17 protein-coding genes are annotated in these 23,868 nt (G+C 65.2%); 7 read left to right on the forward strand and 10 right to left on the reverse strand.

All coding sequences use genetic code 11. From position 1 onward, the window contains the following. From ACK6C6_RS22620 to ACK6C6_RS22630, 3 genes are all read left to right on the forward strand, one after another. Nucleotides 1–1,086, forward strand: coding sequence for an ABC transporter permease (locus ACK6C6_RS22620; protein ID WP_409269409.1), 1,086 nt, complete (start codon nt 1–3; stop codon nt 1,084–1,086). A gap of 3 nt (nt 1,087–1,089) precedes the next feature. Beyond that, nucleotides 1,090–2,055 (forward strand): ABC transporter permease, encoded by a 966-nt coding sequence (locus ACK6C6_RS22625; protein ID WP_209587944.1) that lies wholly within the window; start codon nt 1,090–1,092, stop codon nt 2,053–2,055. 202 nt (nt 2,056–2,257) lie between these two features. After that, entirely contained in the window at nt 2,258–2,611 is a 354-nt protein-coding gene (locus ACK6C6_RS22630; protein ID WP_209587943.1) for a hypothetical protein, read from the forward strand. A 73-nt stretch (nt 2,612–2,684) separates the two neighbouring features. Here the strand turns inward: ACK6C6_RS22630 and ACK6C6_RS22635 are convergent, their stop codons facing one another. The 10 genes from ACK6C6_RS22635 to puuE form a co-directional block, all read right to left on the reverse strand. Then, nucleotides 2,685–3,542 carry a MipA/OmpV family protein gene (locus tag ACK6C6_RS22635; protein WP_409269410.1) on the reverse strand — a complete coding sequence of 286 codons (858 nt, stop codon included), beginning with the start codon at nt 3,540–3,542 and terminating at the stop codon, nt 2,685–2,687. Nucleotides 3,543–3,678: 136 nt separating this feature from the next. After that, nucleotides 3,679–4,740: a S1/P1 nuclease gene (locus tag ACK6C6_RS22640; protein ID WP_409269411.1), complete on the reverse strand. Its 1,062-nt coding sequence runs from the start codon at nt 4,738–4,740 to the stop codon at nt 3,679–3,681. A 26-nt stretch (nt 4,741–4,766) separates the two neighbouring features. Next, nucleotides 4,767–6,461: a bifunctional metallophosphatase/5'-nucleotidase gene (locus ACK6C6_RS22645; protein ID WP_409269412.1), complete on the reverse strand. Its 1,695-nt coding sequence runs from the start codon at nt 6,459–6,461 to the stop codon at nt 4,767–4,769. A gap of 181 nt (nt 6,462–6,642) precedes the next feature. Next, complete coding sequence (locus ACK6C6_RS22650) at nt 6,643–10,074, reverse strand: TonB-dependent receptor domain-containing protein (protein ID WP_409269414.1); 3,432 nt, start codon at nt 10,072–10,074, stop codon at nt 6,643–6,645. A 539-nt stretch (nt 10,075–10,613) separates the two neighbouring features. After that, nucleotides 10,614–12,116: an adenosine deaminase gene (locus ACK6C6_RS22655; protein ID WP_292041922.1), complete on the reverse strand. Its 1,503-nt coding sequence runs from the start codon at nt 12,114–12,116 to the stop codon at nt 10,614–10,616. A gap of 111 nt (nt 12,117–12,227) precedes the next feature. After that, nucleotides 12,228–13,538: a guanine deaminase gene (gene guaD / locus ACK6C6_RS22660; RefSeq protein WP_409269416.1), complete on the reverse strand. Its 1,311-nt coding sequence runs from the start codon at nt 13,536–13,538 to the stop codon at nt 12,228–12,230. After that, nucleotides 13,538–14,626, reverse strand: a complete 1,089-nt coding sequence (gene xdhC / locus ACK6C6_RS22665; protein WP_409269417.1) for a xanthine dehydrogenase accessory protein XdhC — start codon at nt 14,624–14,626, stop codon at nt 13,538–13,540. The genes guaD and xdhC overlap by 1 nt, the downstream gene beginning before the upstream one ends. Next, nucleotides 14,626–16,956: a xanthine dehydrogenase molybdopterin binding subunit gene (gene xdhB, locus ACK6C6_RS22670; protein WP_409269418.1), complete on the reverse strand. Its 2,331-nt coding sequence runs from the start codon at nt 16,954–16,956 to the stop codon at nt 14,626–14,628. The genes xdhC and xdhB overlap by 1 nt, the downstream gene beginning before the upstream one ends. A gap of 13 nt (nt 16,957–16,969) precedes the next feature. Further along, nucleotides 16,970–18,448, reverse strand: a complete 1,479-nt coding sequence (gene xdhA / locus ACK6C6_RS22675) for a xanthine dehydrogenase small subunit (RefSeq protein WP_409269420.1) — start codon at nt 18,446–18,448, stop codon at nt 16,970–16,972. A gap of 126 nt (nt 18,449–18,574) precedes the next feature. After that, a complete protein-coding gene (puuE, locus tag ACK6C6_RS22680; RefSeq protein ID WP_409269422.1) occupies nt 18,575–19,516 on the reverse strand; it encodes an allantoinase PuuE in 942 nt (313 codons plus the stop codon). A 93-nt stretch (nt 19,517–19,609) separates the two neighbouring features. Here puuE and uraH point away from each other — a divergent pair, with 93 nt between their 5' ends. The 4 genes from uraH (at nt 19,610) to ACK6C6_RS22700 (ending at nt 23,803) form a co-directional block, all read left to right on the forward strand. Then, complete coding sequence (gene uraH / locus ACK6C6_RS22685) at nt 19,610–19,969, forward strand: hydroxyisourate hydrolase (protein WP_409269424.1); 360 nt, start codon at nt 19,610–19,612, stop codon at nt 19,967–19,969. A gap of 62 nt (nt 19,970–20,031) precedes the next feature. Beyond that, nucleotides 20,032–20,589 carry a ClpP family protease gene (locus ACK6C6_RS22690; protein ID WP_036211097.1) on the forward strand — a complete coding sequence of 186 codons (558 nt, stop codon included), beginning with the start codon at nt 20,032–20,034 and terminating at the stop codon, nt 20,587–20,589. Nucleotides 20,590–20,826: 237 nt separating this feature from the next. Further along, nucleotides 20,827–22,554 (forward strand): type IV-A pilus assembly ATPase PilB, encoded by a 1,728-nt coding sequence (gene pilB / locus ACK6C6_RS22695; protein ID WP_409269425.1) that lies wholly within the window; start codon nt 20,827–20,829, stop codon nt 22,552–22,554. Between the two features lie 13 nt (nt 22,555–22,567). Further along, nucleotides 22,568–23,803: a type II secretion system F family protein gene (locus tag ACK6C6_RS22700; RefSeq protein WP_409269426.1), complete on the forward strand. Its 1,236-nt coding sequence runs from the start codon at nt 22,568–22,570 to the stop codon at nt 23,801–23,803. Nucleotides 23,804–23,868 lie beyond the last annotated feature (65 nt).

The following is a 23,868-nucleotide window of genomic DNA, read 5'->3' on the forward strand; positions in this document are numbered from 1 at the left end:
ATGAAAACGACTGAACTCCCACGCTGGGCATCGGGCTTCGTCCTGCCCATCCTGAACCTGCTCTCCGCACTGCTGGTGGCCGCGCTGGTGATCCACCTGCTGGGCGAAAGCCCGGTCGAATCGCTGCAGATCCTGATCAACAGCGCCGTCATCAATCCGGAAGGCCTGAGCTACACCCTGTTCTACGCCTCCACCTTCGTGTTCACCGGCCTGGCGGTCTCGGTGGCGATGAAGGCCGGCCTGTTCAACATCGGCGCCGAAGGCCAGATGTACCTGGGCGGCCTGGGCCTGACCCTGGCCATGCTCGCCTTCGATGCCTCGCTGTCGCCCTGGCTCCTGATCCCGCTGGCAATGCTTGCCAGCGCCGTGTTCGGCGCCGGCTGGGCCTTCCTGCCCGGCTACCTGCAGGCCAAGCGCGGCAGCCACGTGGTGGTCACGACCATCATGTTCAACTTCATCGCCGCCAGCCTGATGAACTTCATCATCGTGAAGTACCTCATCCCCGAGGGCGACCAGAACCCGGCCAGCCGCGTCTTCAGCGAAGCCTCGTGGATGCCGCGCCTGGTCGACTGGTTCCCGGTCCTGGGCGACACCCCGCTGAACATCTCCTTCTTCCTGGCGCTGGTCGCGCTGGCGGTGTACGGCATCGTGATGTCGCGTTCCTCGTGGGGCTACAAGCTGCAGGCCACGGGCCTGAACCAGCACGCCGCCCACTACGCCGGCGTGCGCATCAGCCGCATGATCATCGTCGCGATGCTGATCTCGGGCGCCCTGGCGGGCCTGGCGGCCGTCAACTCGATCCTGGGCTCGACGCACTACCTGAGCCTGAACTTCCCGGCCGGCGCCGGCTTCATCGGCATCGCGATCGCCCTGATGGGCCGCCAGCACCCGGTGGGCATCTTCCTGTCGTCGGTCCTGTTCGGCGCGCTGATCCAGGGCGGTTTCGACCTCTCGCTGGAAAAGCCGAACATCCCGCAGGAGACCTTCATTTTCATCCAGGGACTGATCATCCTGTTCTGCGGCGCGATGGAGAACCTGTACGCGCCGGCGGTCCTCAAACTGATCAATGCTCGTAAAGGTCAATAAGCCATGGACGACTTCCAACTCGCCAGCATCGTCGTCACGATGATCCGCAATGCGCCGGTCCTGATTTTCGCGGCCATGGCCGGCCTGTTCGCCGAGCGCAGCGGCGTGATCGACCTCGGCCTCGAGGGCAAGATCCTCGCCTCGGCCTTCGTCTCGGCCGGCGTCGCCTATACCTACCAGGATCCGTGGATCGGCATCGCCGCCGGCATCGTGGCCTCCGTGATGCTGGCCATGGTGCAGGCCTTCGTGTCGATCACCCAGAAGGGCAACCAGCTGGTCGCCGGCATGGCGATCAACATCGCCATGACCGGCCTGACCTTTGTCGTGGCCCAGTACTTCTTCCAGCAAGGCGGCCGCACGCCGGACCTGGGCGAAGCGCGCCTGAGCGACATCGTCCTGCCGGGCACCGCGGCCCTGGCCGACATCCCCTTCATCGGCTGGCTGTACGGCAGCGTGATCGGCGGTCACACCGTGCTGGTCTACCTCGCCTTCCTGCTGCTGCCGGTGGTGCACTGGGTGCTCTACCACAGCCGCTTCGGCCTGCGCCTGCGCGCCTGCGGCGAAAACCCGCATGCGGCCGACGCCGCCGGCATCTCGGTGCAGAAGACCCGCTACAGCGCCATGCTGATCGCCGGCGTGCTGTGCTCCTTCTCAGGCGCCTACCTGTCGATCGTCCAGAGCGGTTTCTTCTTGCGCGACATGTCGGCCGGCGCCGGCTACCTGGCGCTGACCGCCATGGTGTTCGGTAACTGGCGCCCGCTGCACACGGTGCTGGGCTGCCTGATGTTCGGCTTCTTCGGCGCGCTGCAGGTGCAGATGGAAGGCGTGGACCTGCCGGTGGTGGGCCGTATCCCGGGCGCACTGATCCAGATGATCCCGTATGTGCTGACCGTGGTGGTGCTGGCCGGCCTGATGGCCAAGTCGGTGGCCCCGAAAGCGCTGGGCAGGCCTTTCGTCAAGTCACGCTGACCGCTTCGCACGCAACAAGAATGGCCTGCATTTCTGCAGGCCATTTTTTTGCGCTGAATCACCGCTTGTTGCACAGTTTGTTAGCAAATGTGACTACCGTAAGGCTTTGTAAGCCTCGTCAACAGGGCTCAGCGGCGGCCCGTTAGATGCCTAGGTGACACGATAAACGTACGCCAGAACCGAACCAGAAAGGATTTACCCAATGAAGAAGACCATTGCTACCCTGATCGTCGCTCTGTCCGCTGCCTCGGCCTACGCCCAGACCACCACCCCAGCAACCCCGGCTACTCCGGCAACCCCGGCAACCGCCGCCACTCCGGCAATGCCGACCACCCCGGCAACCGAAACCTCGGCCACCACCGACTCGTCGGCCACCGCCGGCGGCACCGGCACCACCGCTGCCACCGCCGCTTCGCCGGCCACTCCGGCAACGCCTGCCACCCCGGCGACTCCGGCGTCGGCATCGACCGCCGACAAGACCGACAAGGCTGACGCCAAGCAGGACAAGCACGACAAGAAGTCCAAGCACAAGGACGGCAAGGACGCTTCCAAGTAATTGCAGCATTGCCCGGACCGGCCTTGCCGCCCGGGTATCACCCATGCCGTGCGGCCCCGCACGGCATTTTTCCTTACATGCTCGGATCGACCGTTTCCGCCCCGCGCGCCCGCGCCGCGGAACGCTTGAAGGTCCACAACACCCCCACCCCGCCCGATACGCCGCTGTCCTTCACGTGCAGTGGACTGTCGCGGTTCGCCGTCCCCTTGTAGCTCTCGAAACGCAGGTAGCCGAACAGGCGTACGTCCTCGTTGACGTAGCGCGAACCGAACAGGCCGAGGCGCGTCAGCAGCAGGCCGGAGTCGGCGGCATACACCGGCCGCGTGGCGGTCGCATACTGCGGCGCGACTTCGTAGAAGTGGCGGTTGATCCTGCGGTCCCCCAGCACCGCCGACACATTGGCTTCAAACGTCCAGGCCCTGCGCTCGCCCGCCATCTCGTAGGCCAGGCGCGGCTCGAAAGTAGCGCCGCGGCCATGCAGCCCGCCGCGCGCCTCGATCACGGCGCGCAGCGGCAGCTCCAGGCGCAGGCGCCGGTTGTTGCCCAGGTCCGCCAGGCGCAGCTTCAGGCGTGGACCGACTTCCACCAGCGGGCCGAGGTCGGGCATCCCCGCGCGTTCGTCCACGTCGTCCGAGTCCGACGGCAAGGCGCCGGCGAAGCCGAAGTCGAGCTCGGCCCAGTCGGAGCTGAACAGGCGCGCATTGATGCCGGATCGGTCGGCGCGCAGGATCTCGCCACGGTAGATCACGCTCGGCACGACCAGCACCCGCGTTTCGCGTCCGCTTGAGGCCGGATAGGAAGGCGTGGACAGGGCGGCGGCACCGAGGCCGATTTCCCACAAGGGGAGATTGCGTTCGTCCGCGGGCTGGGCGTAGGCAGCCAGGGGGAGGATGCAACAGGCGGCGCAGGCGGCCTTGATAAGGTTGGTCATGGCTTTTCGATAAGATCCGGGAGAACGGATTCTATGCCAAGACCGCAGCGGCGACGAGCGCGCGCATCCAAAAACATCATGGGCGCCAGTGGCGCCCATGATGATGTCTGCTGCTGATCTATCCTGCAGCCGTCGATCAGCCTTTTTCCGGATAAATTGCCTGCAGCAGCGCCGCCAGGTTATAGCCGCCCCGGATCAACTGCTGCTTGGCGATTTCCGAGCTCGGCACCGGGTAGTTGGCCGGCACTTCCAGGGCGAAGGTGTAGTAGGTCTCGCCCTTCTTGCTGGTCTGCGGCGTCAGCTTGCCGGGCGTGACTTCCCTGAAGGCTTCCTTGGCCACGAACAGCGAGTGGTTGGCCCAGGCGTAAGGCACGGTGATCGGATCGCCTTCGATCAGCGGCAGCTGCGTCTTGCCGCTGACGACCTTGTCCGCGAACTGCGCCGGTGTTTTCGTCTGCAGGCGGCGGAACGCGTAGTCGACCGTGGTGCTGTCCCAGTACGAGTGGAAGGGCCGCGTCAAGGACTTCGGCACGCCTTCCTTCACCGGTACGGGTTCGCCCGCCGGGATCACGCGCGCCGCCAGTTCGGCCAGCCTGGCGTCGTCCAGCAGCAGGTTGTTGCTGCCGCGCGTATCGAAGATGACGGTCTCGTTGACTTCTTCCTGGGTGTTCGGGGCGACGAACTTGCCGTCCTTGCCGACATAGGCCGCGCCCACGTGCAGCGGCTGGTGGATGTCGCCGGCGAAGTGGGCCAGCAGGATCAGCGCCTGGCGCTTGGTGAACTTGTGCGGGTTCAGCTCAGGATCGGTCTTGCCCTGCAGGACCGCGATGCACTGGCGCAGGGTCTGCACGATGTCGACGCCGGTCCTGCCCACGCCATGGTCGTCGTAGTGGTCGTGCTGGAAGGGCACGTTGGTGTAGTGGTACTTGTCGTGCTGCGGATTGGCGTTGACGTACTCGATCATCTCCGGAGTCTGCTCGCCGCAATAGGTGCCCTTGACGCAGTCGGCCCAGTTGGCGATCAGTTCGAGCGATTCGCCGGGTTTGAGCAGCAGGGCGATTTCCTTTTGCGCCCTGCTGCCCTTGAGCAGCTTGTCGGCGATGGCGCCGATGGCCTTGTGGCCGTCGCGGCCCCAGGCCGCGGCGTCAAAGGAGGCAAAAGCGGTGGTGAGCGCCAGTACGCAGGCTAGTTTTTTCATGGTCATCCTTGGTTGAAACGGTCGGCTTACTGAGCCTTGACGATGCGCGGCGCGCTTGGAGCGAGGGCGGCACCCTGCCCCTCGGTCTCGCGCAGGTAGTCGGCGAAAGCGTCGAGGTCGAGCAAGCCGGTCTCGAGGCGGTTGGTGCCCTTGCCGAATTCCGGATAGTTGTCGCCGCCTTCGGCCAGGAAGTTGTTGGCGACGATGCGGTAGCGCTGGCCGTCTTCGAGCGGCTTGCCGTCCAGGCTGATGGCCGTCACGCGGCTGCCGACCGGACGCTTCTCGTCCCAGGTATAGCTGAAGCCGTTCGACACCTGCAGCATCGAGCCCATCGAACCGTCCTTGTTCCACTGGCGCTCGAGCAGCGCGCGGATCTGGGCGCCGGTCAGGTCCATCACCACCAGGGTATTCCCGAACGGGAGCACGGCCTGGACCTGGCCGAAGGCGGCCACGTTGCCTTCCCCGGCTTCCAGGTCCTTGCGGATGCCCCCTTCGTTCATGAAGCCGATGCGGGCGCCGACATTGCGGGTGGCGGCCAGCACCGCGTCCGCGATCAGGTTGCCGAGCGGCGCTTCGCCGGCTGCGTTCTGCTTGCGCAGCACCGGCGCCGTCGCCAGGCGCGCCACCGGGCGCATCAGGGCGGCGCGGCTGCTGTCCTTCACCTTGGCCATGAAGGCGGCCATCTTCTCGTCGGCCGGGAAGGCGCCGCCCTTCATCAGGACGTTCTCGACCTGGACCTCGCCCACCTGGCCGACGCCCTTCTCCACCTTCATGGCGATGCGGGTCAGGAGGTGGCCGTAGGACGAGGCCTGGGTCACGGTGCGGCCGTCGACCTTGCACAGGTAGCCCTCGTGGGTATGGCCGGTGATGACCAGGCGGATCGCCGGATCGAGCTGCTTGACGATGTCGACGATCGGCCCGTTCAGCTGGGTGCAGCCGGGCGTCAGCGGATTTTCGGGGGTGCGGCCGCCCTGGTGCACCAGGGCCACGATCACGTCGGCGCCCTGGCGGCGCATGTCGGGAATGGCGCGGTTGATCGCCGCGGCCTCGTCGCCGAACTCCAGTCCCGCGATGCCCGAGGCCATCACGACCGAGCGGGTGTCCTGCAGCACCACGCCGACCAGGCCGACCTTGATGCCCTTGGTCTCGATGATCCTGAAGGCCGGGATGAAGGGCTTGCCGGTAGCCTTGTCGACCACGTTGCCGGCCAGGTAGGTGAACTTGGCGCCACCGTAGTTCGGCGCCATCTGGCAGGCCTTGGCCGGACGCGGCGAATCGCAGCCGCCGTTCTGCTGGCGCAGCAGTTCCTTGCGGCCGGCGTCGAATTCGTGGTTGCCGACCGCGGAGACGCGCAGGTTCAGCATGTTCATCGCCTCGATGGTCGGCTCGTCGGCCCACAGCGAGGACATGGCCGGGCTGGCGCCCACCAGGTCGCCCGCGGAGACGAACAGCAGGTCCTTGTCTTCCTTGCGCCAGGCCTGCAGCGCGGCGGCCACGGCCTCGACGCCGCCGGCGCGGATGGCGGGCGCCTTGCTGCCGTCCGGATTGGTCGGGACATAGCGGCTAGGCTCGAGGTTGCCATGGAAGTCGTTCATGGCGATCAGGTTGATGCTGACCGGTTCACGGCTGGCGGTGGTGGCGCAGCCGGCCAGGGTCAGGGAAACGGCGACGGCCAATGCGGCGCGCGAGAGTGGTGCCGGAGCACGCAGGGAAACGGTCATGGAGTGTTCTCGATCAAGGAGGGAGGCGAGCTATGCCCTCCGCATTATCACATGGGCTTGCGCCCGCCCGCCATCTTTACGGGGCGGTCGCTGGGGCGAAATACGCAGCCTTCACCCAATAAAAAACGGCCGGTGTCGCCACCGGCCGTTCTCACATCACAGGGATGCCATCAAGTCGAGATCAGAACTCGTACTTGAAGGTCGCCTGGATGGCCCACTGCGACTCGCCCTTGGCCTGGCGGACGTCCAGGTCTTCGACGTTGTTACGCACGCCGTAGACGTAGCGGCCCTGTGCATCCAGGCCGAGGTAGTCCACGAAGCTGCGCGCCTGCGCGCCGGCCGACTGGAAGCCCACTTCCTCGATACGGCCCCACTTCTTGTTCAGCAGGTTGCCGAAGTTGAGGATGTCGAGTGCGAAGCTGGCCTTGTGCTTCTTGAAGAAGCCCGGCAGTTCCTGGGTGATCTTCACGTCGAAGCTGTTGGTCCACGGCGAGAAGTCGCTGTTACGGCCGACCACGCCGCCCTTGGCGTTGCGCAGCACTTCGTTGGCGTTGACGACCGACCAGAAGCGCGCTTCGTTGCTCTTGTTGGTCGCGGTGTCGCCGAAGAACACGACTTCGCCCGAACCTTCTTTCGACGGGATGTACATCAGGTCGTTGCCGGCCAGGCCGTCGCCGTTCAGGTCGTTGTTGATGGTCCAGCTGTACGGCTTGCCTTCGCGGCCTTCATAGAAGACGCCGAGGCGGGTGCGGTAGTCGCCGAAGAAGCGCTTCTCCCACGACAGGCGGGCGTTGATACGCTCTTTCACCAGGTACGACGAGTTGGCGGCGACTTCTTCGTTCGGGTTGAACACCGAACGGCCCGACCAGCTCGAGTTCGAGGTCGACGAGGTCAGCGGCGAGACTTCGGTCGCGTTGGTGTGGGTGTAGGCCACCGACCAGCCGAAGCCCTTGCGGGTCGGGCTCGTCAGCGAGAAGGTCACCAGCTGGGCGTCGCCCTTGCCGGTGCGCTGGGCCAGCAGCACGCGGTCGTAGCTCAGGTTCGACAGGGCCTTGGCCGTGTTCTGGCAGCCGGTTGCCGCGCCTGCCGCGTTGTTGGTGAAGGTGTAGCAGTTCGCGCTCAGGCCGTTGGCGTTGTAGTACAGCTCACGGCCGTCCTTGCCGATGCGGGTCGGCGCGCCCAGGTTCAGGTGCTGGTAGAAGATCGCATCCTTGTTCTCGGTCGCCAGCAGCTCGGCGCCGAACACCAGGCCGCCGACCGGCAGCTCATGCTCGAATGCCAGGTTGGCTTTCCAGATCGACGGCTGGCGCAGGCTCGGCGACAGGATGTCGACGTTGACCGCCGGGGTCGAGCCGGCCACGGTACGCTGGGCGTTCACGTCCGGGGTGAACAGGCCGTCGGTGTTCGGGCAGCGGGTCGCGCCCGAGCCCGAGCAGGTGATGCTGCGGGTAGCGACGCCCGGGTTCGAGAACGGGTTCGACATCCACACGGTCGCCGCCGCGCCCTGGAACAGGCCGACACCGCCGCGCAGCTGGGTCGGACGTGCCGCGTCGATCTTGTAGTTGAAGCCGACGCGTGGCTGCCACAGCTTGTTGCCGTCGAAGGTGCGGGTGTTGTCGACGCTGAAGCCGCCGGTCTGGCGGGTGAAGGTCGCGGCATTGCCGGCCACCGGCGCCTGGGCGACGTTGGCGTTGCGCAGCGGGTTGCCGTCGACGCCGGTCACGTCGACGCGCACGCCGGCGCTGATCGTCAGGTTGTTGTTGACGGTCCAGTTATCCTGCAGGAACAGACCGGTGTTCTTCATCTTGAACTGGGCGATCGCGTTGCTCAGCGAACCACCCGGCACCGGCAGCTGCACGGTGTACGAGGTCGGACGGCCGCGCGAGAAGTTCTCGTAGATCGCAGCATCGATCTGGGATGCGGTCGCGGTCGAGCAGTTGAGCGTGCCAGCGGCGCTCGTGCCCGGCACGTTCGCATAGGTGAAGTTGTTGTCGCAGGCGAAGGTGTAGTTGCCGAACACGTTCTGCAGGAAGGCGTTGTACACCTTGTTCTGGGTGTAGTCGGCGCCGACCTTGAATTCGTGGTCGCCCCACAGGTAGTTGGCGCCGGCGTACACGTCCAGGGTCTTGGTACCCAGCACGTTGTTGTGGCGGCTGCTTTCGGTACCGGTGTTCAGGAAGCGGTTGCCGGTGCGGGTGCCGCTCGGGGCATCCGACGGCAGCGGGCCGCTGAACTGGAACGACATGGTCGGCAGCGTGGCGTTGTTGATCGGCTGCGAGTCATAGTCGCGCTGCGAGATCTTGAATTCGGTCGAGAGGTTCTCGGTCCAGTCCGAGAACACCTGGCCGACCAGGGTTTCGATGGTCTTGTCCTGGTTGTAGAACTGCGAGCTCAGGGCGACGCCGCTCTGCGAGAAGCCCGGGAAGATCGGTTCGTTCTGCGAGGTCTTCGAGTAACGCAGGTTGGCGCGGTGGTTGTCGTTGATGTTCCAGTCGAACTTGATCATGCGCTCTTCCGACTTCATCTTGGTACCGGCCGGCACTTCGGTGCTGCCGATGTCGAAGCCGTAGCGGTTCTGGGCGATGTCCTTGATGCGGTTGATCTGGTTCGGGCTGATGCCGACGGTGGTGCCGGTGCCGCTGCCGATGGCGCCGAATTCCGGACCGCTGCGGCTGCTCTCGTAGTTTTCAGCCAGGGCGAAGAAGAACAGCTTGTCCTGAATGAGCGGGCCGCTGACCCACAGGCCCTTGGTGTTGTCCTTGAAGTCCGGCGCGTCGGTGTAGGCGTCGGTGGAGCGGTTGTAGCGCTTGCCGACCAGGCGGTCGTCGCGGGTCACGTAGTAGGCGCCGCCGTGGTACACGTTGGTACCCGACTTGGTGACGGCGTTGACGTTGGCGCCGGTGTAGCCGCGCTGGGTCACGTCGTAGTTGGCGACGTTCACCTGCACCGAAGCGATCGCTTCCATCGAGATCGGCTGGCGGGCGGTCGGGCTGCCGTTGGCTTCCAGGCCGAAGGTGTCGTTCACGGCCACGCCGTCGATGGTCATCGAGTTGTAGCGCGAGTTCTGGCCGGCCACGGACATTTCGCCGCGGTCCTTGTCGGTCTGCGAGACGCGCGGATCGAGACGCGCGAAGTCCTGCAGGTTGCGGTTGATCGATGCCTGGGTTTCGAGGTCGGCGCGCGAGATCGCGGTGACCGAACCCATCGACTGGTTCGAGAAGATTTCCGAGCGGGCTGCCGAACCGGTCACGGTAACGGTCTGCATCTGCTGGCCCAGGGTCGCGTCGATGGCGGCGGTTTCAGCCAGGTCGACGAACACGCCTTCGCGGCGCTCGGTGACGCCATCCTTGGTGATGATGATCGTGTAAGGACCGCCGACACGCAGGCCACGTGCAACGTAACGGCCTTCTGCGTCGGTCGTGACATTGCTGACAGAACCGGACTCGGTGTGAACAATCTGCACCTGGGCGCCGACTGCAGGCTTGCCGTCAGCGGCCGAGATACGGCCACCGATGGCCGAGGTGGTGTTCTGTGCGAAGGCCGGCGTAGCAGCCAATGCAACCGACAAAGCCAGCGCCAGTTTGGTGAGCCGGATCTGTTGTTGAGTGATCATTGATAACCCCAAAAAGAACTAATAGTTATAACGGGCAGCCGACGGTTGCCCTCTCTTACGTTTACTGCAATCTCTTTTTTGCTGCGTGATGCGCCGGCGGTCCTGCCGGCTGGCGGCGGCAAGTCTAACGTGCAAGTATTTCAACGAAGTTACACCCCGGTTTTCTTCACGCGGGTGCCCGTCAAACGAGGAATGCCTTTTGGAAATCAAACTCCAATATGCATGACCGTTAACAAACCGGCAAATTCGTTTTGGCTTCGACATTCATACGTTTGTCGTATAAATACGGACCAGCACGTTGTTGCTACGCCACAGACTCGGCTTGATACCCAGCAAAATGACAAGGCGGGATTATAAAGGCGGCATTCCTAGGCGAAATTTTTTTAATAAGAATTTCGCCAAACCGAGGAAGGAAGAGGATTTTTTGTAGCAGGAAGGCCACAAAAGATGAATTATTGCTAATCGAGTGTCAAGAAGTCACTCGTTCAAGATGACTTGAAGGCGCTCCGCAGTGGCTGCGAAGCGCCTTGTACACAGGCTTACTTTGCTGCGGCCTGCGCCTTTGCCAGGGCGGCAATCTTCGCTTCGAAAGCGGCGAAGCGCTCGTCCAGCTGGCGGGTCAGACGTTGTTTTTCTGCCACCGACAGGAAGGCGTAGCGGATGCTGTTGTACGAGGTCCGCTTCATCTCCGCGTAGTCCGGTTTGTAGCGGCTGGCGAACAGCACGTACTCGTGCGACAGCGTGTGGCGGGTGACGCCGGCGTCGTCGGTCGAGATCACGTAAGGCACGCCATATTTACGGTACAGGGTGATCGGGTGGTTCGCACCTTCGACGCCGCTGATGAAGGCGTTCGAGGTCAGGTTGATCTCGACCGGGATGTCGTCCTTGCGCATCCTGGCCATGATGGCCGGAGCATTGCTCTCGTGCGCCAGGTCGAGGCCGTGGCCGATGCGGTTGGCGTTGGCGACCACCAGGGCCTGGTCGATGTGGAACTTCAAGCCTTCCGGCGGCACGTCGCCCAGCGCCAGTTCGCCGGCGTGCATGGCCACCTTCACTTCCGGGTAGCGCGATTTCAGGAAGCGGAACATCTTCATGTGCAGCGTGTAGTCGCGCATCGAGACCATGGTGCTTTCCTGGCCGACGATGTTGACGCCCACGATCTTGTCGCTCATGGCCGCGGCCTTGAAGCCCGAGACCATCGAGGAGAACACCTGCGACGGGTTCAGCAGGCGCAGCACATAGGTCTGGTAGCGCATGGTGAAGCGCTCGTCGTCGATGCCCTCGGCCGACTCGTGGATCTTCGCCACGAAATCCTCGGTCTGCTTCCTGAAGCCGGCGTCCTGTTCCAGCACGGCCAGCCAGGCGCCCATCTGGGCCTCAAAAGCCCTATCATCGTGAGCATTGTTCCAGGCCTGGGCGTCGAAATCCTTGTTCACCACGAACGGCGACATCTTGAACATGGTCTCGATATAGCTGACGTTCTCGGCGATGGCGCGCTTCTTGAGTTCCTGCAGGCCTTCGCGGAAGTTCGCGTTCGAGACCGGGCCGAAGAAGCCGAAGGTCTGGAAGAACAGGCGGTCCGGCGGCGGCTGGATCGCGCCATGGTTGCTGAAGTCCTTGTTCGACCAGCGCTGCAGCAGCTCGCGGTAGGTGTAGTCGTCGGCATAGACCTCGGCGGTCGACAGGCAGTTGCGGTCCTCCGCCGGCTTGGCGCGCTCGGCGGCCACCACGTCCTTCCTGGTCTCGATGCGGTAAGTACGCTTGTCGACGCAGTAGCCCTGCTTGTCGAGGAAGTCGACGTACTGCTCGGCGTAGACCGAACCCGAATAATGGTGGTGCAGGTCGCCGCCCTTCGGCATCTGGGTGAAGAACAGGGTCAGCTCGGCGGTCTTCGGCTCGCCGGCGATCAGGCTGGCGTAGTGGCGGGCGGTCGCGGTTTCATTCGCGCTCGTTTTCGCTGCGGCCGGGCCCTTGGCCAGGGCCTGCGGGGCGCCGGCGACGGCCAGGGCGAGCAGGACGCTGCCGGTCAGTTGTTTGTACATGGATCGGGACTTTCTGGTGCGGTGGTTGCTGCAAATACGCGCAGGCTCGCGCCTGCGGTGGACCGCGCAACTCTATACGGTTGAGTTAGCGTTGGCAATATCGCACTGGTATCACGCGTCGCGGACGTGGACCTGCCTGCCGGCCGAGTAAGTCGCCCGGATGGCCCGGTCATCCCCCAGCAGCGCCAGCGCGAACAGCAGTTCTTCCAGCGAGTCCAGCTGCTTCGTCCTGCGCGCCAGCAGCGGCGTGCAGCTTGGGTCGAGCACGACGAAGTCCGCTTCCGTGCCCGCCTGGAAGCTGCCGACCGTCCCTTCGAGGCCCATGGCACGTGCCGCGCCCAGCGTCGCCAGGTAGAACATCCGCTCTGCCTTCAGGTAGCTGCCCTTCAGGCGCGCCACCTTGTAGGCCTCGTTCATGGTCTGCAGCATCGAGAACGAGGTGCCGGCGCCGACGTCGGTGCCGAGCGCAAGCTGCGTGCGTGCGCTGTCGGCCTTCTCGAAGTCGAACAGGCCGCTGCCGAGGAACAGGTTGGAGGTCGGGCACACCGCCGCCGCGCTACCCGTGGCCGTCATGCGCGCAAAGTCCTCGTCGTCCAGCCAGATGCAATGGCCGAACAGGGCGCGCGGACGCATCAGGCCGAAGCGCTCGTAGACGTCCAGGTAGCTGCGCGCCTGCGGATGCAGTTCGCCCACCCACTTGCACTCGTCCCTGTTTTCCGAGACGTGGGTCTGGATGAAGGTGTCCGGGTAGCTTTTCGCCAATTCGGCGGTGGCGCGCAGCTGGGCGTCGGTCGAGGTGGGGGCGAAGCGCGGGGTGATCGCATACAGCTGGCGGCCGCGCTTGTGCCACTTCTCGATCAGGTCCGCGCTGGCGCCGACGTCGCCCTCGAGGTCGCGCAGGAAGTCCGGGCAATGACGGTCCATCAGCACCTTGCCGGCCACCATGCGCAAGTTGCGCGCCTCGCTGGCCTCGAAGAACGCGTCCACCGATTGCGGATGCACGGTGCAGTACACCACGGCGGTGGTGGTTCCGCAGCGCAGCAGCTCGTCGAGGAAGAACTCGGCGGTGGCGCGCGCATGCGCCGGATCCTCGAAGCGGCGTTCGGTCGGGAAGGTGTAGGTCTCCAGCCAGGGCAGCAGGCCCGGACTCGGCGAGGCGATCATGTCGGTCTGCGGGTAATGCAGGTGGGTGTCGATGAAGCCCGGAGTAATCAGCTGGCCGCGGTAGTCGTGCGGGGCCAGGCCTGGCGGCAGCGTGCCGACCAGGGCAGCGTAATCGCCCGCCGCCTTGACGCGGCCGTCTTCGACGACCAGCAGGCCGTCCTCGTGCCAGGCGTAGGCGTCGCTGTCGAAAGCCGGGTCGGCGTGAAAATGCAGCAAGCTCGCACGGTAGGCTTGCACGTTATTGGGTGCGGTGGACATTAGATAAATTCCGTTGAAACGTCTGGCTGGCGGGCGCAAGCTTCCCACACGAGGAGCAGCTGGGCCGCCACGGAGGCCGCGATCACGGCCGGGGCCTTGCCCTCGATGCCGGGCAAGCCGACGGGGCAGACCATCGCGTCGAGGCGCGCGGCATCGATGCCGCGTTCGCGCAGGCGGTGCTCGAACTGGCGGCGCTTGGTGCTTGAACCGATCAGGCCGAACCAATCCCCTGCGCCGGGGCGGGACAGTATCGCGTGAGACAGCTGCAGGTCAAGTGCGTGGCTGTGGGTCATGACCAGGAAGGTGGTGCCGTGTGGTGCTTTTTCAACAAGCACCTCGGGGGTGTCGGTCGCTTCGACCGTGACGTTGGCCGGGACGGATGCCGGGAACAGCTCGTCGCGCTCGTCGACCCAGGTGACGCGGCAGGGCAGTTCGGCCAGCGCGCGGACGATGGCGGCGCCGACGTGGCCGGCGCCGAACAGCATCAGGTGGGCGCGCGGGGCGAGGACGGCATCGGCCAGCCAGAGGCGGTTGTCGGCGTCCTGGAAGATGTGGGTGCCTTGAGTGCGGTCTAATGGCGGAGCGTCGCCGCCCGCGAGCAGTCGCCCATGTGCGTCGAGGAGGGAGGTAGGGTGGGCGGCTTCGCCGCCCACGCGGTCAACTGGCGGAAGCGCAGCCGCGACATCACCGTTAGTTGACCGCGTGGGCGGGAGACCCGCCCACCCTACATGTACGATGCGCCACGTATCTTCGTTGCGCCGCTTGTCGAGCAAGGCCAGCTGCGCCGCGTCGGCCATCTCGAAAGCCAACCACGCAATCCCCCCGCAACACTGCCCCAGCTTCGGCCCCAGCGGAAAACGCTCGATATGCGCCTGCCCCCCACCCTGCTCCAGCATCGCCCGCGCCATCTCCAAAGCCCGGTGCTCGAGGTGCCCGCCACCGATGGTGCCGCAAAAGCCCCGCGCGTCCACCAGCATGCGCGCGCCCGGTTCGCGCGGGACGGAGCCCTCGACGCGGGCGACCGTCACCAGCACTGCCGGCGCGTGCAGCTCCTCATTTGGCAACCAGTCTTGCAGCCAATCGCTCATCAAGCGCTCGCCGCTTCGACGGCTGCCACCGCCTTCAGGATTTCCTCGCAGGTGGCCGGCGCGTTCAGCGGCGGATTCACCCGGTGCCCGCCGACCGCGGAGATGGCGTCACGGATCGCGAAGAACACCGAGAACGGCAGCAGCAGCGGCGGCTCGCCCACGGCCTTGGAGCGGTGGATGCTGTCCTCGACGTTGCGGTTCCGGAACAGGCGCACGCGGAAGTCTTCCGGGCAGTCGGAAACGCCGGGGATCTTGTAGGTCGAAGGCGCATGCGTCATCAACTTGCCCGCCGGGTTCCACCACAGTTCTTCGGTGGTGAGCCAGCCCATGCCCTGGATGAAGGCGCCTTCGACCTGGCCGATGTCGATCGCCGGGTTGAGCGAATTGCCGGCGTCGTAGAACGCATCGGCGCGCAGCAGCTTCCATTCGCCGGTGAGCGTGTCCACCACCACTTCCGACACCGCGGCGCCATAAGCGTAGTAGGAGAAGGGATGCCCGTTCATGGTCTTGGGGTCCCAGTGCAGGCCCGGGGTGGCATAGAAGCCGTCGGACCACAGCTGCACCCGGGCCAGGTAGGCCTTGGCCACCACTTCGCCGAAGCGCAGCGCTTCTCCGTTCACGAACACAGTGTCGTCGGCAAAACGCACTTCCGATGGATCGCCGCCGAATTGCGATGCCACAAAGGCGGCCAGCCGGTCGCGGATCTTGCGCGCGGCGTCCTGCGCGGCCTTGCCGTTCAGGTCCGCGCCGGTCGAGGCGGCGGTGGCCGAGGTGTTGGCGACCTTGCTGGTATTGGTGGCGGTGGCGCGCACGCGCGCCAGGTCCACGCCCAGTTCGTGCGCCACCACCTGCATCACCTTGGTGTTGATGCCCTGCCCCATCTCGGTGCCGCCGTGGTTCACCAGGATCGAGCCGTCCACGTAGACGTGCACCAGCGCGCCCGCCTGGTTCAGGTGGGTGACGTTGAAGGCGATGCCGAATTTGACGGGCGTCAGCGCCAGGCCCTTCTTGAGCACGGGGCTGGCGCGGTTGAAGTCCTCGATCGCCGCGCGGCGCGCGCGGTACTCGCTGGTCTGCTCGAGCTCCGCCACCAGCTCGTGGATGACGTTGTCGACGATGGCCTGGCCGTAGGGCGTGACGTTGCGATCAGTTTTGCCATAGAAGTTCAGGCGCCGGATGTCGAGCGGGTCGCGGCCGAGATTGCGCGCGATCTCGTCGATCACGTACTCGATGGCGATCGCACCCTGCGGTCCGCCGAAGCCGCGGAAGGCGGTGTTCGACTGGGTATTGGTCTTGCCGCAGGCGGCGCGGATCTCGACGTCGGACAGGTAATAGCTGTTGTCGAAGTGGCAGACGGCGCGCGTCGCGACCGGACCGGACAGGTCGGCCGAGTAGCCGGCGCGCGTGACCATGTCGACCTTCGCGGCGAGGATGCGCCCTTCCCCGTCGTAGCCGACTTCGTATTCGTAGTGGAAGCAGTGGCGCTTGCCGGTGACCAGCATGTCGTCGTCGCGGTCGGCGCGCAGCTTGACCGGGCGGCGCGTGCGCCTAGCTGCGATCGCCGCCGCTGCCGCCCACAGCGCCGACTGCGATTCCTTGCCGCCGAAGCCGCCGCCCATGCGGCGGCACTCGACCGTCACGTGGTGTGAATGCAGGCCGAGCGCATGCGCCACCACGTGCTGCATCTCGCTCGGGTGCTGGGTCGAGCAGTACACGTGCATGCCGTGGTCTTCGCCGGGAATGGCGTAGGCGATCTGGCCTTCGAGGTAGAACTGTTCCTGGCCCCCGACATACAGTTCGCCTTTCACGCGGTGCGGCGCGCCTGCGAAGGCGCTGTGCGCGTCGCCGCGCGCCAGGCGCATCGGCGGCAGCACGTACGATTGGGCGGCGCGCGCCTCCTGCGGCGTCAGGATTGCCGGCAGGTCTTCGTAGTCGATCCTGGCCAGCCTGGCGGCGCGGCGCGCGTTGTCGTGGCTGTCGGCAACGACGATGAAGACCGGCTGTCCAAGGTACTGGACCAGGCCGTCCGCCAGGATCGGGTCGTCATGGATGATGGGGCCGCAGTCGTTCAGCCCTGGAATATCCTGCGCAGTGAGCACCGCCACCACGCCGCGGCTGGCGCGTACCGAGTCCAGGTCGATACCGAGGATGCGCGCATGGGCGCGGCTCGAGAGGCCGAGCGCGGCATGCAGGGTGCCGGCGGTTTCGCGGATGTCGTCGGTATAGGTGGCCTGGCCGAGCACGTGCAGCACGGCGGATTCGTGCGGGCGGGCGCGCCCGACTTCGGTCCACTGGGCCGCGTCGAGGATGGGGGTGCCTGCGTCGTTCATGTCCGTTCTCCTCTCAAGCGGCCGCGAAGGCATTGACCGCGCTGGCCGGCAGCGGATTGTCGAGGCGGGTCTCGAACCAGAAGCGGCGCAGCAGGTTCTGCGCGGCCAGCATGCGGTAGGCGCTGGAGGCGCGCATGTCGCTCAGCGGCGCGTAATCCTGGGCCAGCGCGTTCATGGCGGCGCGCAGCGAAGCTTCGTTCCATGGCTGGCCGACGAGAAGCGCTTCGGCCTTGGCGGCGCGCTTGGGCGTGGCCGCCATGCCGCCAAAGGCGATGCGTGCGGCGGCCACGGTGTCGCCGTCGAGGGTGACGGCAAAGGCCGCGCACACGGCCGAAATATCCTGGTCGAAGCGCTTGGCCAGTTTATAGGTGCGAAAGCGCAGGCCGGCGCGCGGCAACGGCACCCGCACGCCCTGCACGAACTCGCCCGGCTGCAGGTCTTTCTGCTGGTAGCCGAGATAAAAATCTTCCAGCGCCAGCACCCGCTCGCCCGCGGCGCTGCGCAGCACCACCTGGCTGCCCAGGGCGATCAGCCAGGGCATCGAATCGCCGATCGGCGAGCCGTTGGCGACGTTGCCGCCCAGCGTGCCGGCATTGCGGATCGGGAGCGAGGCGAAGCGCTGCCACATCTCCGTCAACGCATCCGGATAGTGGCGGCAGATGGCCGCGTAGGCATCGTTCAGGCTCACGCCCGCGCCGATCTCCAGGGTGTCGCCGGATTCGGCCAGTGTCTTGAGTTCGTCCACCTGGCCCAGGTAGATGATGTCGTTCAGCTCGCGCATCTGCTTGGTGACCCAGAGGCCGACGTCGGTCGAGCCGGCCAGCATCAGGGCCTGCGGGAATTCACTGCGCAGCTGCACCAGTTCGGCGAGCGTGCGCGGGACGTGGAAGCGCCCGCCTTGCGCTTCGTACGTGAAGCCATGGGTGCGCTGCAGGACGCGCAGGCGCTCGGCCAGCGCGGCGCGGTCGAAAGCGCTTGGGGGCAGCTCGACCATGCGGCGGGCCGCGTCGATGATCGGGCGGTAGCCGGTGCAGCGGCACAGGTTGCCCGAGAGCGCATCGTCGATCTGGCAGCGCGAGGGCTGGCGGCCGGAAAGCCCGTGGCTTTCCTGTGTCAGGTACATGCCCCACAGCGACATGGCGAAGCCCGGGGTGCAGAAGCCGCACTGCGAACCGTGGCACTCGACCAGGGCCTGCTGGACCGGATGCAGGCTGCCGTCGGGCTGCTGCAGGTCTTCGACCGTGAACAAGGCCTTGCCGTCGAGCGTGGGCGTGAACTGGATGCAGGAATTGACCGCCTTGAGCTGCAATTCGCCGTCTTCCAGCGAACCGATCACCACCGTGCAGGCGCCGCAATCGCCCTCGGCACAGCCTTCCTTGGTGCCGGTGCAATGCAGGTCCTCCCGCAGGTGCTGCAGGATGGTCTGCGTCGGCTGCGCGTCACGTACTTCGTGGACGGCGCCGCGGTAAAAGAAGCGGATCGGCTCTGGCATTCTGTTCTCTCTTGGCTGCAAAAGCGGCAAGGGCGGAAGGCTACCACCCGGATGCACACCACTTATAAGATAACCTATATATTACTTATCAATATATTCGTATATCTTATGAATCGCCCTGCTCTTTCATTTTAGGAAAGGATGCAGCGTTTTCCAGTGGTTCGCGATGTCGATGCGGCGCGTGATCCAGACCTTATCATGCCCCTGGACATAGTCGAGGAAGCGCGCCAGTGCCGCGGCGCGCGCCGGCCGTCCGACCAGCCGGCAATGCAGGCCGATCGACAGCATCTTCGGCCGGTCCAGGCCGTCAGGGTCGCCCTCGACATACAGCACGTCGAAGGCATCTTTCAGGTAATCGAAGAACTGGGTGCCCGAGTTAAAACCCTGCAGGGCGGCGAAACGCATGTCGTTGGTGTCGAGCGTGTACGGCACCACCAGGTGCGGCACCTGCTGGCCGTCGCTGGTCTCGACCTGCTGCCAGAACGGCAGGTCGTCGCCGTAATGGTCGGCGTCGTAGGCGAAGCCGCCGTGCTCGACCACCAGCCGGCGCGTGTTGGGCGAGTCGCGCCCGGTGTACCAGCCGAGCGGCGCTTCCCCGGTCAGCTCGCGCAGGATCTGCACCGCTTCCAGCATGTGCGCACGCTCGGTCGCTTCGTCGACGTTCTGGTACGAGATCCAGCGCAGCCCGTGGCAGGCAATCTCGTGGCCCAGTTCGCGGAAGGCGCTGGCCGCCTCGGGATGGCGCCTGAGCGCCATCGCCACGGCGAACACCGTCAGCGGCAGGCCGCGTTCCTCGAACAGGCGCAGTACCCGCCACAGGCCGGCGCGCGAGCCGTATTCGTAGAGCGACTCCATGCTCATGTGGCGCATCGGGAAGGCTTGTGCCCCGATGATCTCGGACAGGAAGGTTTCGGAGGCCGGGTCGCCGTGCAGCACGCAGTTCTCGCCGCCCTCCTCGTAGTTCAGCACGAACTGCAGGGCCACGCGCGCGCCGCCGGGCCAGCGCGCATGCGGCGGATTGCGGCCGTAGCCGACCAGGTCGCGCGGATATTCGGAATAAGTGTCCATGGGCTCGGAAAGAGGCAGGTATATCGGCGATCATATATTGCAGGAAGCACAACGGTATATGATTGCCCGCATACTTCCACTCATTCTGCTGATATGGGCAAACTTTCCACCCACGTTCTCGATACCGCCCACGGCCGCCCCGGCGCGGGGGTCAAGGTCGAGCTGTACGGTATCGACGCAACCGGCCGCACCCTGATCAAGACCGACGTCACGAACAGCGACGGCCGCTGCGCCGCGCCGCTGCTGGAAGGCGAGCTGCTGCGGCCCGGCCAGTACGAGCTGGTCTTCCATGCCGGCGACTACTTTGCCGCCCAGGGCGTGGAGCTGCCCCCGCCCCACCTGCGCTTCCTCGACCGCGTGACGATCGCTTTCGGCATCTTCGATGCCCAGCAAAACTACCACGTGCCGCTGGTAATGACGCCCTGGTCCTACTCCACCTACCGGGGCAGCTAGCATCCGGACGCGGCCGGCGCCTGAAACTTGCTATGCTCGAACTCATCGCGTCGGGAGAAGCCATGGCATTGCATATCGTTCATTTCATCGGACCGATCAACCATCATTCCGCCAGCAGCATTCGCAACAATTGCTTGCAGGCGCTGCAGAATGGCGCGACCGAGATCGAACTGCATATGTCCAGCGAGGGCGGCAACATGACGGCCGGCTTCGCCCTGTATTTCTTCCTGAAATCGCTGCCGGTGCCGCTCACCACCCACAATATCGGCAGCGTGGAATCGGTGGCCGTGGTCATCTTCCTGGCCGGGCAAAAACGCTATGCCTGCCCCGGCACACGCTTCCTGATCCACCCGCTGCACTGGGGTTTCGGCAGCCTGGTCGCGGCCGACCACTCGCGCGTGTCCGAATGGCGCGACTGCCTCGATTTCGACGCCGAGCGCTATGCCAGCATCTTCCTCGAGGCCACGACCGCCGCCGGCTGCCCCACCGACATCCGCAGCAACCTGACCGGCAATGCGCGCATCTTCGATGCCGACGGAGCGGTCAAGGCTGGGATCGTCCACCGCGCCGTGCAGGCACAGTTGCCGGCGGCCGGGTCGACTTGTCATTGGTGGAACTAATCTGCCAACAAGCCACCCGCTCGAACTGCATCAAGCCCCTCCTTGTCAGCTCAACCATAATGCTTGTCGCCCCAACCACAAGCATTATCGGCTGCACCATAAAGTCCCGCATGACAGCCTGTCTACGTGGCGCGTACGCATCTCCCGGGGCACGGCACGCTTTACAAATTTGATGCCCGTAGGCATCATCCAGAGAATCCATCCCGGGTAAAACTCCGTCCTTCCAGCCCTTCTCCTATGGCAGCAGTCCTCCCCAACACGATCACCGGTGCGCCCCTGTCGGGCCTGGCGCGGGCGCTCGTGCAGGCTGGCCGGCTGAGCCCGGGACAGGCGGATGGGCTGCACAAGAAAGCCGCCGCCGACAAGACCGCCTTCATCGACACCCTGCTCGAGAGCGGCATCATCGAGCCGGCCGCCCTGGCCAGCTTCTGCGCCGAGACCTTCGGCTACCCCTTGCTCGACCTGTCCTGCTTCGCGCCCGAATCCCTCCCGGCGACCGCCATCGACGCCAAGCTGATGCAGGCGCAGCGCGTCATCGCGCTGGCCAAGCGCGGCAACAAGATGTCGGTGGCGCTGTCCGACCCGACCAATATCCAGGCGCTGGACCAGATCAAGTTCCAGAGCGAGGCCTCGGTGGAGCCGGTGATCGTGGCCCACGATGTCCTGCTCAAGCTGCTGGACAAGCTGGCCAAGAGCACCGAAGCGAGCCTGAACGAGCTGGTCGGCGACGATGCCGAGATCGAATTCGCCGAGGAAGAAGCGCAGGCGGCGGCGCTGCCGGACCCGGCGAGCGATGTCGAGGATGCGCCGATCGTGCGCTTCCTGAACAAGATCCTGATGGATGCCTTGCAACTGGGCGCCTCCGACATCCACTTCGAGCCCTACGAGAAGTACTACCGCATCCGCATGCGCGTCGACGGCGTGCTGCGCGACCATGCCAATCCGCCGCTGTCGATCCGCGAGAAGCTGGTCTCGCGCATCAAGGTGCTGGCCAAGCTCGACATCTCGGAAAAGCGCGTGCCGCAGGACGGCCGCATGCGCCTGATCGTCGGCCCGACCCGCAGCATCGACTTCCGTGTCAGCACCCTGCCTACGCTGTTCGGCGAAAAGACCGTCATGCGTATCCTCGACGCCACCCAGGCGCAGATGGGCATCGACGCGCTCGGCTACGATCCCGAACAGAAGGCGCTGCTGCTGGACGCGATCTCGCGCCCCTACGGCATGGTGCTGGTCACCGGCCCGACCGGCTCCGGCAAGACGGTATCGCTGTACACCTGCCTGAATGTATTGAACAAGCCCGGCATCAACATCTCGACCGCCGAAGACCCGGCCGAGATCAACCTGCCCGGCGTGAACCAGGTGAACGTCAACGACAAGGCCGGCCTGACCTTCCCGGTGGCGCTGAAGTCTTTTCTCCGCCAGGATCCCGACATCATCATGGTCGGCGAGATCCGCGACCTGGAAACCGCCGACATCGCGATCAAGGCCGCCCAGACCGGCCACATGGTGTTCTCGACCCTGCACACCAACGACGCGCCCTCGACCCTGACCCGCCTGATGAACATGGGCGTGGCGCCTTTCAATATCGCCTCTTCGGTCATCCTGATCACGGCGCAGCGCCTGGCGCGCCGCCTGTGCAGCTGCAAGCAGCCGCTCGATACCTCGCGCGAGGTGCTGGTCGCGGCCGGCTACCGCGACAGCGACCTGGAAGGCGGCTGGAAGCCCTATGGCCCGGTGGGCTGCGATCGCTGTCTCGGCTCCGGCTACAAGGGCCGCGTCGGCATCTACCAGCTCATGCCGATCACCCCGGCCATCGAGGCCCTGATCCTCGCGCACGGCAATTCGATGCAGATCGCCGAGCAGGCCGAGAAGGAAGGCGTGAACTCGCTGCGCCGCTCCGGCCTGATGAAGGTAAAACAAGGACTCACCAGTCTCGAAGAAGTGCTCGGCTGCACCAACGAATAGGCGACAAGAACATATGGCAAGCTCCCTCCAAACCCGGAACCGCGCCGCAGCGCAGGTCAAGGAAGCGGTCTACGCCTGGGAAGGCAAGGACAAGACCGGCAAGACCGTGCGCGGCGAACTGCGCGCCGGCGGCGAGGCGATCGTCAACGTCACGCTGCGCCGCCAGGGCATCCTGGTCACCAAGGTCAAGAAGAAGGCCTACCGCAGCGGACGCAAGATCACCGACAAGGACCTGACCCTGTTCACGCGCCAGCTGGCCACCATGATGAAGGCCGGCGTGCCGCTGCTGCAGGCCTTCGACATCGTCGGCAAGGGCCATGCCAACCCGTCCATGTCCAAGCTGATCATGGACCTGCGCAACGACGTCGAGACCGGCACCAGCCTGAACAACGCCTTCCGCAAGTACCCGGTCTACTTCGACCCGCTGTTCTGCAACCTGGTGGGCGCCGGCGAACAGGCCGGCATCCTGGAAGACCTCCTGACCCGCCTGGCGATCTACAAGGAGAAGACGCTGGCGATCAAGGGCAAGATCAAGTCGGCCCTGATGTACCCGATCTCGATCATCGCGATCGCCTTCGTCGTCACCGCGATCATCATGATCTGGGTGGTCCCCGCCTTCAAGGAGGTGTTCAAGACCTTCGGCGCCGACCTGCCCGCCCCGACCCTGATCGTGATGGGCATCTCGGACTTCGTCGTGGAATGGTGGTGGCTGATCTTCGGCGGGCTGTTTGCCGGCCTGTACTTCTTCTTCCAGGCCTGGAAGCGCTCGCGCAAGATGCAGCAGGCGATGGACCGCCTGCTGCTGCGCCTGCCGATCTTCGGCGCCGTGATCCGCAAGGCCACCATCGCGCGCTGGACCCGCACCCTGTCGACCATGTTCGCCGCGGGCGTGCCGCTGGTCGAAGCGCTCGACTCGGTCGGCGGCGCCTCGGGCAACGACGTCTACCTGGAAGCGACCAAGAAGATCCAGACCGAGGTCAGCACCGGCACCAGCCTGACGATCTCGATGCAGAACGCGAACGTGTTCCCCAACATGGTCATCCAGATGGTGCAGATCGGCGAGGAATCCGGTTCGCTCGACGCCATGCTGGGCAAGGTGGCCGACTTCTTCGAAGAGGAAGTGGACGAGGCGGTGGCGGCGCTGTCGTCGCTGATGGAGCCGCTGATCATGGTGATCCTGGGCGTGCTGATTGGCGGCCTGGTGATTGCGATGTATATGCCGATCTTCAAGCTGGGGTCGGTGGTGTAAGGCAAGTTCAGGTTCCGGCTCCGTCGCCGGGACCTGATGATGGACGATCGCCTGGGCATATGTTG

Origin of the sequence: Massilia sp. BHUDP2 (genome assembly GCF_046236355.1) — a bacterium.
GTDB lineage: Bacteria > Pseudomonadota > Gammaproteobacteria > Burkholderiales > Burkholderiaceae_D > Telluria > Telluria varians.